This window comes from Streptomyces sp. NPDC093546 (assembly GCF_044765045.1).
In the GTDB taxonomy this organism is placed as follows: domain Bacteria; phylum Actinomycetota; class Actinomycetes; order Streptomycetales; family Streptomycetaceae; genus Streptomyces.
The window spans coordinates 60,707-74,407 of the sequence record NZ_JBIWJG010000008.1 but is presented as its reverse complement, the minus strand read 5'-3'; the positions used below and the strand labels follow the sequence as shown (position 1 = coordinate 74,407).

Annotated in this window: 16 protein-coding genes; all 16 read left to right on the top strand. The window is 74.7% G+C overall.

Features of this window, described 5'->3' with window-relative positions; all coding sequences use genetic code 11:
• Nucleotides 1-64 precede the first annotated feature (64 nt).
• Nucleotides 65-838 carry a SchA/CurD-like domain-containing protein gene (locus ACIRNI_RS19450; RefSeq protein WP_403552615.1) on the top strand — a complete coding sequence of 258 codons (774 nt, stop codon included), beginning with the start codon at nt 65-67 and terminating at the stop codon, nt 836-838.
• Nucleotides 835-1,734 carry an NAD(P)-dependent oxidoreductase gene (locus tag ACIRNI_RS19445; protein WP_403552614.1) on the top strand — a complete coding sequence of 300 codons (900 nt, stop codon included), beginning with the start codon at nt 835-837 and terminating at the stop codon, nt 1,732-1,734. Before ACIRNI_RS19450 ends, ACIRNI_RS19445 begins: the two co-directional genes overlap by 4 nt.
• The gene (locus ACIRNI_RS19440) at nt 1,724-2,773 is read left to right on the top strand and encodes an amidohydrolase family protein (protein WP_403552613.1); all 1,050 of its coding nucleotides are present in this window, start codon (nt 1,724-1,726) and stop codon (nt 2,771-2,773) included. Before ACIRNI_RS19445 ends, ACIRNI_RS19440 begins: the two co-directional genes overlap by 11 nt.
• Entirely contained in the window at nt 2,770-3,234 is a 465-nt protein-coding gene (locus ACIRNI_RS19435) for a cupin domain-containing protein (RefSeq protein ID WP_403552612.1), read from the top strand. The genes ACIRNI_RS19440 and ACIRNI_RS19435 overlap by 4 nt, the downstream gene beginning before the upstream one ends.
• The gene (locus ACIRNI_RS19430; protein ID WP_403552611.1) at nt 3,231-4,496 is read left to right on the top strand and encodes a beta-ketoacyl-[acyl-carrier-protein] synthase family protein; all 1,266 of its coding nucleotides are present in this window, start codon (nt 3,231-3,233) and stop codon (nt 4,494-4,496) included. The genes ACIRNI_RS19435 and ACIRNI_RS19430 overlap by 4 nt, the downstream gene beginning before the upstream one ends.
• Complete coding sequence (locus ACIRNI_RS19425) at nt 4,493-5,758, top strand: beta-ketoacyl synthase N-terminal-like domain-containing protein (RefSeq protein WP_403552610.1); 1,266 nt, start codon at nt 4,493-4,495, stop codon at nt 5,756-5,758. The genes ACIRNI_RS19430 and ACIRNI_RS19425 overlap by 4 nt, the downstream gene beginning before the upstream one ends.
• Nucleotides 5,759-6,191: 433 nt before the next feature.
• Nucleotides 6,192-6,599: an SRPBCC family protein gene (locus ACIRNI_RS19420; RefSeq protein WP_403552849.1), complete on the top strand. Its 408-nt coding sequence runs from the start codon at nt 6,192-6,194 to the stop codon at nt 6,597-6,599.
• 17 nt (nt 6,600-6,616) lie between these two features.
• Nucleotides 6,617-6,955, top strand: a complete 339-nt coding sequence (locus tag ACIRNI_RS19415) for a TcmI family type II polyketide cyclase (protein WP_403552847.1) — start codon at nt 6,617-6,619, stop codon at nt 6,953-6,955.
• A gap of 146 nt (nt 6,956-7,101) precedes the next feature.
• The gene (locus ACIRNI_RS19410) at nt 7,102-7,857 is read left to right on the top strand and encodes an SDR family NAD(P)-dependent oxidoreductase (protein ID WP_403552609.1); all 756 of its coding nucleotides are present in this window, start codon (nt 7,102-7,104) and stop codon (nt 7,855-7,857) included.
• Between the two features lie 188 nt (nt 7,858-8,045).
• Entirely contained in the window at nt 8,046-8,573 is a 528-nt protein-coding gene (locus ACIRNI_RS19405; RefSeq protein ID WP_403552608.1) for a hypothetical protein, read from the top strand.
• Between the two features lie 93 nt (nt 8,574-8,666).
• Nucleotides 8,667-9,719, top strand: a complete 1,053-nt coding sequence (locus ACIRNI_RS19400) for a methyltransferase (RefSeq protein WP_403552607.1) — start codon at nt 8,667-8,669, stop codon at nt 9,717-9,719.
• Nucleotides 9,720-9,782: 63 nt separating this feature from the next.
• The gene (locus tag ACIRNI_RS19395; RefSeq protein ID WP_403552606.1) at nt 9,783-10,442 is read left to right on the top strand and encodes a hypothetical protein; all 660 of its coding nucleotides are present in this window, start codon (nt 9,783-9,785) and stop codon (nt 10,440-10,442) included.
• 87 nt (nt 10,443-10,529) lie between these two features.
• Entirely contained in the window at nt 10,530-11,588 is a 1,059-nt protein-coding gene (locus ACIRNI_RS19390; protein ID WP_403552605.1) for a methyltransferase, read from the top strand.
• Nucleotides 11,585-12,739: a Gfo/Idh/MocA family protein gene (locus ACIRNI_RS19385; RefSeq protein WP_403552604.1), complete on the top strand. Its 1,155-nt coding sequence runs from the start codon at nt 11,585-11,587 to the stop codon at nt 12,737-12,739. Before ACIRNI_RS19390 ends, ACIRNI_RS19385 begins: the two co-directional genes overlap by 4 nt.
• A complete protein-coding gene (locus tag ACIRNI_RS19380) occupies nt 12,736-13,116 on the top strand; it encodes a YciI family protein (RefSeq protein ID WP_403552603.1) in 381 nt (126 codons plus the stop codon). The genes ACIRNI_RS19385 and ACIRNI_RS19380 overlap by 4 nt, the downstream gene beginning before the upstream one ends.
• Nucleotides 13,117-13,207: 91 nt before the next feature.
• Nucleotides 13,208-13,675 carry a MarR family winged helix-turn-helix transcriptional regulator gene (locus ACIRNI_RS19375; protein WP_356646747.1) on the top strand — a complete coding sequence of 156 codons (468 nt, stop codon included), beginning with the start codon at nt 13,208-13,210 and terminating at the stop codon, nt 13,673-13,675.
• The last annotated feature ends 26 nt before the right edge of the window (nt 13,676-13,701 follow it).

Genomic DNA, 13,701 nt, shown 5'->3' with positions numbered 1-13,701 from the left:
ACACCGACCCGCCGACCCGCTGGTCCGCCGACCCGCGCCCGCCTCTCCGGAAGGAACCACCGCCATGCCAGGACCAGCCACCCCGGACACCCGCGGTCCGGCTCAGCCGGCTCAGCCGCGTACCGGCGACCCGGGCGAGCCCGGTCTCCTGCACCGCGTCGCCCTCAGCTTCACCGTCCGGCCCGACGCCACCGAGCGGGCCGCCGAGGCCCTCGCCGGCTACCGGGCGCCCGAGACCCGGGTGGACGAGCGCACCCGGCTGCTCGCGACCACGGTCTTCCTCGGCGGAAACCGGGTCCTGCGGGTCGCGGACCTCACCGGCGACGTCGGCGCGGCGCTGCGCCACCTCAGCGCCCAGCCCACCGTCCGGGCCGTCGAGCGGGCCCTCGATCCGCTGCTCACCGAGCCCCGTGACCTCTCGAACCCCGAGGGCGCCCGCGCCTTCTTCTCCCGCGCCATGCTGCACTGCGCGGGCCCCCGGCGCCCCGCCCGCACCGGCGGCGCCGGCGCGGCGCTCCCCCCGCACCGCTGGGCCGCGCTGCTGCCGGTGCCCCGGGGCGCGGGCCGGCAGGCCGCCGAGCTCCTCGGCGCCGTGGCTCCGCAGGCCGTCACCGCGACCGTCGTCCACCGCGAGGACGTGGTGGTCTGGCTGCTGGAGGGCGAGGAAGCACCCGAACTCCTGCCCCGGGCGGCCTGCGCCGAACCCGGCGTACGCCAGGGCTGGGAGCCGCTGCTGGAGCTGCTGCGACCGGCCCTGGACCGGCAGGCCGCGCTGGACGTACCGGAGCTGCTCGAGCGCTGGGCCATGCGCCGCATCACCGACCGGCGGGCGTCATGAGCGGCGGGCGGCGCGTCGCGGTCTGCGGCCTGGGCGTGATGGGCTCGGGTGTCGCCCGCCGGCTGCTGGAAACCGGCGCCGAGGTCCGCGTGTGGAACCGGACCGCCCGGCGGGCCACGGCCCTCGGCGACGCCGGGGCCACCGTGTGCGCCACGCCGGCCGAGGCCGCCCGCGGCGCCGAGGCGGTCCTGCTGTGCCTGGCCGACGCCGAGGCGCTCCGCGCCGTCCTCCAGGGTGAGCAGGGGGTTCTCGCGGCGCTGCCCGCCGACGCCCTGCTGGTCTGCGCGAGCACCGTCTCCCCGGCGGACGTCGCGGCGCTCGCCGGCCGCGGTGGCGTGGTGGACGCCGGACTGCTCGGCAACGGCGACCACGCCCGCACGGGAGAGCTGCGGATCTTCCTGGGCGGCGCTCCCGAGGACGTCGAGCGCGCCGCGGAACTGGTCGCCGGGCTCGCCAAGCAGATCGTCCCGGTCGGCCCGCTCGGGTCCGGCATGCGGCTGAAACTGCTGATGAACCTCCTCATGGGGATCGAGATGCAGGCCATGGCCGAGGCGGCCGCGCTGGCCACGGCGCAGGGCCTGGACAGGACCGCCGTCCTGCGCGCCATCGCCGCCAGCGGCTTCGCCTCCCCCGTGATGCGCTTCAAGACCGAGCGCATGACCGGGGAGCGGTGGGACGACCCCGACTTCCGGCTCCGCCTGATGCACAAGGACCTGCGCCTGGTCACCGAGGAGGCCGCGGCGGCGGGGATCTCCCTGCCGATGGCGTCCGCCGCCGCCGACACCCACGCCCAGGCGGTCGCCGAGGGGCTGGGCGACGCCGACTGCGCCGCCATCGCACGCGTCCTCGCGCCGGCCGCCGTGCCCGCTGCCCCGGGGAGCGGCCGTGACCATTGACGTGCACGGGCACCTCAGCCCGCCGTGGCTGGCCGAGCGCCACCCCATGCCGCCCGCGCTGTGCGACGTGGAGGGCATGATCGAGGCCAAGCTGGCGGCCGGCGTGCGGATGACCGTCGTGGGGAGCCCGGTGGGGGCCGGGGCGATGGTGCCCGCCCCCGGGGTCGACAACTACGCCCAGCCGGAGAGCGATCTGGAGCGGCTCCACGACTGGCTCGCGGACACCGTCCGCGCCCACTCCGAGCACCTGCGCGGGTACGTCTACGTCAACCCGCTCGGCGGCCCGGACCACCTGGCCCGCGCCGGGGCCCGGGTGCGGGAGCCCGAGTTCGTGGGGTTCATCGTCAACAGCAGCGTCCGCGGCCGCTACCTGGACGCCCCGGAGGCCGAGGACTTCTTCGCCATGGCGGAGGAGGCCGCCGTCCCCGTCCTGGTGCACGCCCCCGCGCTGCCGGCCTGCGGACAGGGCCTGGACGACCTGGCGCTGCTCGAGCGCGTCGGCCGCTACTGCGACGTCGCCGTGGGCCTGGCCGTACTCGCCCGGGCCGGCGTACTCGACCGGCACCCCGGGCTGCGGCTGATCGCCGCCGCCGCGGGCGGTGCGCTGGCCATGCTCGCGGCGAGGCTCGACGCGGTCGGCGGCCCGCCCCCCGGCGTGACGGCCGGCCGGAACGGCGGCCCCGGCGGGCCGAACGGACGACCCGGCGGTCCCGGCGGGCCGCCGGCAGCAACCGGACGGCAGGGCGGGCAGCCCGCCCTGCGGCCCGGTGACGCACTGCGCCGCATCCACGCCGACACCGCGAGCCCCGGAGCCGAGTCCCTGCGCGCACTCCTCTCCTTCTTCGGGCCCGAGCGCGTGCTGTACGGCACCGACTCGCCGCCCCTGGGTGCCGACGCGGTCTCCGGACCGCTCCGCCTCCTCGCCGACGAGCTTCCCGACGCCGACGTACGGGCCGGCGTCCTGGCCCGCAACGCCCTGCGCCTCTTCCCGCGGCGCCTCAGCCCCAGCACCACGACCCTCACCGGAAGGACGTCATGACCGACACCGTCAGCCCCGCAGCCCCGTCGGCCGACACGGAGCGCGCGGTCCGCGTGGTCTCGATCGACGAGGTTCCCGCGAACACGCGGCGCGGCGGGGACATCCGCACCCTGCTCAGCCCCGGCACCGTCGGCGCGACCACCGGGTTCCTCGGTGTCGCGATCCTCCAGGAGGGCGAGAGCATCGCCGAGCACTACCACCCCTACTCCGAGGAGTTCGTGTTCGCCGTACGCGGCGAGCTGGAGCTCGACCTCGACGACGTACCGCACCGGCTGACGGAGGGTCAGGGGCTCGTGGTCCCCAAGAACATGCGCCACCGCGTGCGGAACACCGGCTCGGGCGAGGCCCGGATCGTGTTCCACCTGTGCCCGCTCGCCCCGCGGCCGGAGCTCGGCCATGTGGACACCGAGGAGGCCCAGCCGCGCCGCACGGCCGACACCGCGGAGAAGGGGCGGTCATGACCCGCCGTGCCGTGGTGACGGGCGTCGGGCTGGTGGTCCCCGGCGGCGTCGGCACCGGTGCCGCGTGGGAGCTGCTCTCCCAGGGGCGTACCGCCACCCGTGGCATCACCCTGTTCGACGCCTCGGAGTTCCGCTCCAGGATCGCCGCGGAGGTCGACTTCGATCCGGCGGCGGCCGGGCTCGGCCCCGAGGAGACCGCGCGCATGGACCGCTACGTGCAGTTCGCCGCCGTGGCCGCCCGCGAGGCGGTCGCCGACGCGGGGCTGGACCTGGCGGCCGAGGACGCGTGGCGGGTCGGCGTCTCGATGGGCACCGCGGTCGGCGGCACCACGCAGCTGGAGCTCGACTACGTGACCACCAGTCGTGCCGGGCGCGACTGGAAGGTCGACACCGAGGCCGTCTCCCCCTACCTGCACCTGGCGCTCACGCCCAGCGTGCTGGCCGGGGAGGTCGCCGACGTCGTCGGCGCACGCGGCCCGGTGCAGACGGTCTCCAGCGGCTGCACCTCCGGTCTGGACGCGGTGGGGTACGCCGCCCGCCTGATCGAGGACGGCGAGGCCGACGTCGTCATCAGCGGGGCGTCGGAGTCGCCGATCTCGCCGATCGCCATGGCGTGCTTCGACGCCATCAAGGCGACGTCCACCCGGAACGACGAGCCGGAGACCGCCTCCCGCCCCTTCGACCGGGACCGCGACGGGTTCGTGATGGGCGAGGGCGCGGCGGTCCTCGTCCTGGAGTCGGAGGAGCACGCCCGGCGGCGCGGTGCCGTCGTCCACTGCGCGGTGGCCGGATTCGCCACGCACGGCAACGCCCACCACATGACCGGGCTGCGCCGCGAGGGCGTGGAGATGGCCCGCGCCATCACCACCGCGCTCGACCAGGCGCGCGTCGCCCCCGACGAGGTCGACTACGTCAACGCGCACGGCTCGGGGACGCGGCAGAACGACCGCCACGAGACCGACGCGGTCAAACGGGCCCTCGGCGCCCACGCGCGGGTGACCCCGATGTCCTCGCTGAAGTCGATGGTGGGTCACTCGCTCGGCGCGATCGGCGCCATCGAGCTGGCGAGCTGTGTGCTCGCCATGGACCGGTCCGTGGTGCCGCCCACCGCGAACCTCGAGCACCGCGACCCGGAGTGCGACCTGGACTACGTGCCGCGGACCGCCCGGGAGCGGCGGCTGGACGCCGTCCTCTCCGTGGGCAGCGGCTTCGGCGGCTTCCAGAGCGCCGTCGTCCTCACCAAGGGAAGGAAGCTGCGATGACCGGAGCCCGGACGGGCCCCCTGGCCGTCACCGGACTCGGAGTGGTCGGTCCCGCCGGCGTGGGCACCGAGGCGTTCGCCAAGGCGATCCGCGAGGGCATCTCGTACCTCGCCCCGATCACCCGCTTCGACCCCGAGGGCTTTCCCGTGGCGCTCGCCGGCGAGGCCCGGGACTTCACCCCGTCCGACCTCATCGAGGGCCGCTACCTGGTCCAGACGGACCTGTTCAGCCAGTTCGCGATGGCCACCGCCGACGAGGCGCTGGCCGACGCGGGCCTGGAGCAGCCGGACGACCCGTACGACGTGGGCGTGCTCATCTGCTCGTACGCGGGCGGGGTGACCTTCGGGCAGGTCGAGATCGAGCGGCTGTGGGCGCGCGGCCCCCGCCACGTCGGCCCGTACCAGTCCATCGCCTGGTTCTACGCCGCCAGCACCGGGCAGGTGTCCATCCGCCGCGGTCTGAAGGGGGCGTGCGCGGTCCTGGTGACGGACGAGCCCGGGGCGCTGGACGCGCTCGGCCACAGCGCCCGCGAACTGCGCCGCAGCGGGGGCGCCATGCTGGTCGGCGGTGCGGAGGCGCCGGTCGGCTCGCCGTTCTCGCTGGCCTGCCAGGTCGGTGCCGGGCTGCTCAGCCCGGACCGCGACCCGGCCACCGCCTACCGTCCGTTCAGCCCCCGGGCCAGCGGTTACGTACCCGGCGAGGGCGGCGCGGTGCTGGCCGTGGAGACCGCGGGGGCGGCCGAGGCGCGCGGCGCGCGCGTACGCGCCCTGGTGCTGGGGCACGCCACCGCCTTCGGCGGGACGGCGGCCTTCGACCCGGGCGGTGAGGCGCTGGAACACGCGGCCCGGACCGCCCTGGACCGTGCCGGGCTGGCGCCCGGGGACGTGGACCTGGTCTTCGCGGACGCCCTCGGGACGGCCGAGGCGGACGCGGCGGAAGCCGCCGTACTGGCCCGGCTGCTGCCCGATGTCCCGGTCACCGCCCCGAAGGCGGGGTTCGGCCGGGCCTACGCCGGGGCGGGGGCGCTGGACCTGGCGGCCGCCGTGCTGGCGCTGGAGCAGGGGTTCGTCCCGCCGACGCCCTGGCCCGACCCGGACGAGCCGGTACTGGAGGAGCTGGCCGGCCGGCTGGTCCGCGGGGCGGGGCAGGCCGCCGCCCCCCGCACGGCCCTGGTGCTGTCGCGGGGCTTCGGCGGGGCGTGCAGCGCGGCCGTGCTCGCCCGCGCCGGTCACCCGCTGCCGCCGCTGCCCACCGCGGCGTGACGCGCGTACAGGAATGCACCACCGAACGGAGGAGGACCACACCATGAACGCACCCCACGCATCCGACGCGTCCCACGCGTCCCACGCGTCCCACGCGTCCACCATGACGCTGGATCAGCTGGCTCCGCTGCTGGCCGGCTGCTGCGGCGTCGACGTGACCGGCGAGGAGCTGGTCGCCGCACCGCACACCACGTTCGAGGAGCTGGACGTCGACTCCCTGGGCAAGCTCGGGCTGGTCGCGGAGCTCGAGCGCCGCGGGGGCGTGCGGCTCGGCGGCGAAGCCGAGGAGTGCGCGTCGCCCTACGAGCTGGTGGCGGTGTACAACGCCGCCGTGACCGGCACCGCCGCGCCGCGGACCCCGAGCGAGGACGAGGCACCCGGCCACACCGAGAACGAGATCGTCATCGAGGCTCCGCTGGAGCACGTCTGGCGGATGACCAACGACCTGGAGGCCTGGCCCCGGCTGTTCAGCGAGTACGCGTCGGTGGAGGTCCTGGAACGCGAGGGCGACACGGTGCGGTTCCGCCTGACCATGCACCCGGACGAGAACGGCGCCGTGTGGAGCTGGGTGTCGGAGCGGACCATGGACCGGGAGGCGCTGACCGTGCGCGCCCGCCGTGTCGAGACCGGCCCCTTCGCGTACATGAACATCGTGTGGACCTACCGGCCCACCGAGGGCGGTGTCGTCATGCGCTGGGTGCAGGACTTCGCGATGAAGCCGACCGCCCCGGTGAGCACGGCGCAGATGGCCGAGCGGATCAACCGCAACTCGCCCGTCCAGATGGGCCTGATCAAGTCCACGGTGGAAGCCGCCGCCCGCGTCGGAAGCGTCCGCCCGTGAGCGCCGCGGAGCGCCCGGTGCACCGGGCGCTGATCGTCGCGCGGATGATGCCCGGGGCGGAGGACGACGTGGCCGCGGTGTTCGCGGCGTCCGACCGGGGGGAGTTGCCGGATCTGGTCGGTGCCACCTCGCGGAGCCTGTTCCGGTTCCGTGACGTCTACCTGCACCTGATCGAGGCCGACCGGCCGCTGGGCCCGGCGGTGGCGGCGGTCCGGGACCATCCGGCGTTCCGGTCGATCAGCAGGGAGCTGGATCCGATGATCTCCCCCTACGATCCCGGGAGTTGGCGCGGACCGGCCGATGCCATGGCACAGGAGTTCTACCGCTGGGAGCGGGGGGCGGGAGGGAAACCCTAGAGAACCGAACACCATCGAATTTCTTTGCCCATGAAGCGTGTCGGCGGGCCCTGCTCGATTAGCCTGTGCTCCATCCGGGACACCCGGGGGCGCGACTGGCAAGCCGTAAACAGGACTACGAGCGTGGAGCGCGGGGGGAACCATCCATGGACCTCGGTCTGAAAGGCCGTACGGCCATCGTCACCGGCGGCTCGAACGGCATCGGTGCGGCCATCGCACAGGCGCTGGGAGCCGAAGGGGCACATGTCGTCGTCGGGTACCACCGGGCACCCGCCCGGGCCGACGAGGTGGTGCGCCGGATCCAGGACAGCGGCGGCGAGGCGGTGAGCTGCTTCTACGCGCTCGACGACTCCGCCACCGCCCACCGGATCGTGGAGACGGCCCTGGACACCTGGGGACGGCTGGACGTGGTGGTGGCCAACGCGGTCCGCTGGTGGGGCCGCGGTCCGGGGGGCTTCGAAACCCTCCCGGAGGAGGAGGCCGAGCGGATCGTCTCGGACAACCTGCTGGGCGCCATCCGCCTCGTGCGGGCCGCCGCCCCCGCCCTGCGGGAAGGCGGCTGGGGGCGGATCGCCCTCGTCTCCTCGAACCTGGTCCAGGAAGGCATCCCCGGCGCGGAGTACTACGCCGCCGCCAAGGGTGGCCTGCACGGCCTGTGCCGGTCGCTGGCCTGGTCCCTGGGCCGGGACGGAACGCTGGCGAACGTGGTGATGCCGGGGCTGACGATGACCGAGCGGAACCTGGCCAACTTCCCCGTGCCCCTGCGGACCCAGGAGACGCGGCAGACACCGGCCGGGCGCCTGATCGTCCCCGAGGACATCGCCGACACCGTCACCTATCTGTGCTCGGAGGCCAATCGCGGGATCACCGGGGAAGTCGTCCCGGTGACCGGCGGGCGCTGAGCGCGCCGGCACCCCCGCCTCTCCTCTCCTCCCGTCTCCACTCGTCTCCTCTCCTTCGCGACGTCGCCCGTACGCGCTCGGCCACCCCCCTCGGTCTCCCCGGCACCGCCGGAGACTGTGCAGGAGCGTCTGACCGGAGCCCCTCCCGGGGCTCTCCCTCCGCACAACCGACCCCGACGAGGTCATCCATGGTTGCCCGTGTACTTGTCGTCTGCTGTGAACCCCTGATCACCCTGCTGCACACCTGCCGGCCGCTCCTGGCCGGCCTGGGCGAGGCGGGAGCGTCCCCCGTCGTACGGACGCTGCCGTGGGCCGGCCCCACCGGAACACCGCGGTCCCCCGCGCCGGCGCGGGAGGTGCCCGCCGCTCTCGACCCGGACGAACTCGCCGCCGCCGACGGCGTCGTCTTCGCCACCGCCGGGGCCACCCCCCACCTCGCCTCCTCCGCGGCGGCCATGCTGGCCGGCACCGCCCGGCTCTGGGCCGCGCGGCAGCTGGAGGACCGGGTCGTGACCGGCTTCACCACGGCGGAGGGACCCGCGGGCGAGGAGGTCCTGTCGGGTCTGCTGAGGGCGGCCTGCCACTGGGGCAGCGTGCTGCTTCCCGGCCCCCGGCCCGGGGCCGCGGACCCTGCCGCCCTGCGCGCCCTGGGGGTCCGCATGGGCGGCCTCGCCGCCCTCGCGCCGTCGCGCGCGATGGCCGCTCAGGCCACCTGACCGCACCACACCGCACCGCCTTCCCGAGTCCGACGCCGAGTCCGACGACAGATCGAACGACCGATCGAACGACCGAACCAGAGGTGGAGATCCATGTCCGCACCCGCTACCCCGCCCCCGGCCGCGCTCGCGGCGAAGGCGCGTGTCCGTGAACTGTCGATAGCGCCGTGGATTTCCCAGGCGATGTACGCCATAGCCAAGCTGGGCGTGCCGGATCATCTCGCCGACGGGCCACGCCCCGTCGAGGAGGTCGCCCCGCTCGTCGGCGCCGACCCCGACACGCTGCACCGCCTGTGCCGGGCGCTCGCCTCGGCGGGAGTGCTCACCGAGGCCGGCCCGCGCACGTACGGCCTGGACGAGCCCGGACAGCAGCTGGTCTCGGGCCGCCCGGGCAGCCTGCGCGACGTCGTGGTCATGCACGGCGAGGAGACCTTCCGGTCCTTCGCCGACATCCTGCACACCGCGCGCACCGGCCGCCCGGCCTTCGAGCGGGTCTTCGGGACCTCCTTCTACGACTACCTGCGCGACACCCCCGAGGCGGAGCAGCTGTTCCACCGGGCCATGGGCGTCTCCGGCAGGCCTCCGGCGGTGGCCGGCAGCCTGGACCTCGACGGCGCCAAGACCGTCGTCGACCTCGGCGGCGGCTCCGGCGACCTGCTCGCCGAGGTGCTCACCGGCCACCCCGGCACCCACGGCGTCCTGCTCGACCTCGCCGACGCGGTGGAGGAGGGCAGGCGGCGGATGGCGGACGCGGGCCTCGCCGACCGGGTGCGCTGCGTGGCCGGAAGCTTCTTCGACGCCGTACCCGAGGGCGACACCTACCTGCTCGCCCGCGTGCTCCACAACTGGGGCGACGAGGACGCCCTGCGCATCCTGCGGCGCGTCCGCGAGGCGATCCCGCCCCACGGCCGGCTCGTCGTCCTCGACCGGTTGGTGCCGGAGGTCGCCGGTCCGCACCCCGGCAAGACGGCGGACCTGGTGATGCTCGTCGTGCTGGGCGGACGCGACAGAACCCGCACCGAGTACGCCGCCCTGCTGGCGGAGGCCGGCTTCGCGCTGGAGTCGGTGGTGGCGCCGCCGCCGGGGGCCGACCCACGCGCCGAGAGCGCCCTGGTCGCCCGTCCCGGCGGGCCCGCTCGTTCCTAGGCGCCTCGGGTCAGCGGCCATTTCAGAACACGGGGGGATCAGCGAGTGTTTGAAGTGCCCAATGTGAGCTCCATCAGAGACGCGGTCCCGCGGACCGTCGTCATGGACCTCACCACCGCCGGATACCTGACGGCGGACATCGCCCAGGCGTTCCGCATGGCGGACGCCCTGTTCAGCGAAGCCCGGCTCAGCTGCCAGCGGTTCCAGCTGACCGACCACTACTCGGTCGGCACGTGGGACTACTGGTACCGCCGGATCAGGGAGTCGGCGCGCTTCCGGGAACACACCGCCGTCATCTATCTCGACACCGTCTTCGGGTACGGGATCGCCGTCCGGCGGCTGCTGTGCGCGCTGCGCACCGGGAAGGCCATCAGGCCGGACCTCGTCCAGCGGGCGATGGAGGAAGGGGCCAGCATCCCCGTCGCCGAGGAGCTCGTCTCCGAGTTCGCCGGCCCGTACACCGGCCGCGGGCCGGTCGTCCGCTGCCTGCAGCAGTCCTACGAGGTCGCGCGCGGGAGCGTCCTGACCGCGCTGGAGGCCGCTCGTCACGCCAACGCCCCGACACTGCACGGGCTGTTGGCGGACTCCTGTACCGATGCCGGGGAGGCCGTCACCTCGTGCCTGATCCCCGTCAACCGCTACGCCGAAGCCCTGCACTTCGCCCTCTGCCAGGACGACGTCCCCCATCTGCCCGCGGTCGCCGGCCTGGAAGGGACGGGCTGACCGCGCGTACGCCGCCGTCCGACACGGCACGGCACCGCACCACGACGCGTACCTCACGCCTCGCCTCACCACTAAGGAGCTCTTGCCATGTCCGCTTCGTCCGCAGTGCAGCCACCGTCCGTCCTCCCCGACATCCCGCCGGAGGAGACCCAGCGCGTCATGCGCACCCTGCTCATGGGCATGCCCTGGGTCGGCCAGGCGGTGTACGCGGTCGCCAAGGTCGGCGTCCCGGACGCGCTGGCCGGCGGGCCGCTGCCGGTCGCCGAGCTGGCCGACCGGGTCGGCGCCGACGCCGACGCCCTCTTCCGGTTCTGCCGGGCCCTGGAGTCCCTGGGCCTGCTGGAGATCACGGCCGGCAAGGAGATCGGGCTCGCGCCCGGCGGGCACCTGCTGCGCAGTGACGCCCCCGGGGCGCTGCGGCACTTCGTGATCGTCAACGGCGAGGAGAGCTTCCGCGCCTGGGCCGAGGTGCTGCACTCGCTGCGCACCGGCCGGCCGGCCTTCGAGAAGGTCTACGGCACCGGCCACTTCGCCTACATGGCGGAGCACCCGGAGGCCGCCGAGTCCTTCAACGCCATGGCGGGCTCGGGTACCGCCCCCGCCGTGCTGGAGCGCTGCGACGTCGCGGACGCCTCGGTGGTCGCGGACATCGGCGGTGCCACCGGCGTGGTGCTCGCCTCCGTCCTGGCCCGCCTGCCCGAGGCGCGCGGCATCCTCCAGGACCTGCCGCAGGCGGTGGCCGACGCTCCCGCGGTGCTGCGCAAGGAGGGTGTCGAGGAGCGCTGCGAGGTGGTCGGCGCCAGCTTCTTCGACCAGGTGGCCACCGGCGCCGACGTCTACATCCTGTGCCGGGTGCTGCACGACTGGAACGACGAGGACGCGCTGCGCATCCTGTCCCGGGTCCGCGAGGCCATGCGGCCGGACAGCCGCCTGGTCGTCGTGGACAACATGATCCCGGCCACCCCCGGCTTCCACCCCGGCAAGCTCGCCGACCTCCAGATGCTGGTGATCCTCGGCGGCAAGGAGCGCACCCTCGCCGAGTGCAAGGAGCTGCTGGAGCGCGCCGGCTTCCGGACGGTGGCCGAGCACCTGCCCGAGGGCCCCGGCCCGCGCGGCGAGAGCGCCGTCGAGGCGGTGCCGGCGTGAGCGGGCCCCTGCGGGTGGGGGTGGTCGGCGCCGGCTGGGGCGCGGGCCTGCACCTGGAGGGCTTCCGGCGGACGGGCCGGGTGCGGCTCGCCGTGCTGACCAGCCGCACCCAGGAGCGCGCCGGGCAACTGGCCGCCCGCTTCGGCGTGGAGGAGGTGGTGGACAGTCTCGACGAGTTGATCGAGAAGGTCGACGTGGTGTCCGTCGCCACCCCGCCGGACGCCCACCACGACGCCGTGCTGCGCGCCGCCGCCGCGGGGCGGCACGTGCTGTGCGACAAGCCGGTCGCCGTCCGCGCCGACCAGGCGCGGGAGATGCTGGAAGCCGCGGAGAAGGCGGGCGTGGTGCACGCCACCGGCTTCGTGTGGCGGTACGACCCGGCGTTCGCCGCCATGGCCCGGGCGGTCGCGGCGGGTGCCATCGGCCGGCCGCTGCACGTCCGGGTGGCCAGCGTCATGGGCCTGCCGCCGTTGCCGTACAACTGGATGTACCGGCGAGAGGACGGCGGCGGCGCCCTGATGCAGCACGGCTCCCACGTGCTGGACCGCATCCGCGTGCTGCTCGGTGAGGAACTCACCCTCGTACGGGGGGAGCTCCACCACGACCTGCGCGAGGCCGAGGACGGGCCGCGGTTCCACCACGTGCTGGAGGTGTTCGACTGGGCCCGGCGCAACCCCGCGCCGGTGGGCTCCGCGAAGGGCCTGCCGGTGACCGCCGACACGGGGTACGAACTCTCCGGCACCACCGCTTCCGGGGTCCGCGTCTCGGTCTACGAGGCGTGGCACGCCTCCTCCCGGGTCGAGGAGTCCTTCGCCGTGCACGGCACCGAGGGAAGCCTGGAGTGGTCCGGGGCGGACGGCCCGGTCCTGCTGCGGCCGGGGCGTGACCCCGAGGCCGTGGACGTACCGGGCGGGGGGTCCTCCAGCGGTGCCGGGGCCGCCCGGGAGCACGGACTGATGCTCTGGCACCGGTTCGCCGACTCCTTCGTGACGGCCGTGCGGACGCGGGGCGGGCACCCGGCCGCGTCCGGGCCGGAACCCGAGGGCACGGCCGCCGGCCCGCTGCCCACGCTCGACGACGGACTCCAGGTCATGCGGATCGTGGAGGCCGTCCATGCCAGTCACCGATCGCGACACGAGGAGCACGTATGAGCGAGACCGCCGAGGCAGGGGCAGTGCCCGAGACGGCAGCGCCCGAGATCCGGCCGACCCACCACGTGGTCACCTACCGGCCGGGGCCGGGCTGGATCGAGGGCAAACCGCTCTTCGAGCAGCCGCTCCAGGGGCACGCCGAGCACAACGCCGAACTGGAGGCCGAGGGGCTGCTGTTCCTGAGCGGGCCGTTCCTCGACCGGAACGGGGGGATGTCCGTGCTCGCCGTCTCCGACACCGATGAGGCGGAGAAGATCGTCGCGAAGGATCCGGCCGTCAAGAACGGCGTGTTCCTGGCCGACGTCGCCCCTTTCTTCGCGGCGTTCCCGCGGGGAGCGGCCGGCCCCGCGGAGGGCGGTGAGGAGGCGGGGGCATGATCCGGTGCCCCCTGACCTGACCGTCCGTTCCGTACACCGACCGCCGTAGGATTCGTTCTTTCGGCCCCCCAGCACCCGGGAGACAGGACGCATGCAGCCCACGGAGCCTGCGGAAACCTCCGCGATCAGAGACTCGCTGGGGACCGCGCTGGTCCGCGCCGCCAGGGAGCATCGCGTCCTCGTCTCCCGGGGGCTGACCGAACTGGGTCTGCACCCCGGCCAGGAGCTGCTGCTCGCCGAGCTGTGGAAGGAGGACGGGGTCACCCAGACCGAGCTGACCGCACGCCTCGGGGTCGAGCTGCCGACCGTGGTGAAGGCGGTCCAACGGCTGGAGGCCAGCGGGCTGGTGACGCGGCGCAAGGACCCGCGCGACCGGCGGGTCACCCGGGTGCACCTCACCGAACAGGGCGGCGGCCTGCGGTTCGCCGTCGAGACCGTGTGGACCCGTACCGAGGACCTGATGCTGCGGGGGCTGGAGGAACGGCAGGTGCGGGCGCTGCGGGAGGCGCTCGACGTCCTGCACCGCAACCTGTCCGAGGAGCGGTGGCCGCAGCACTGACGCCCGGCTGACCGAACGACGTGCCC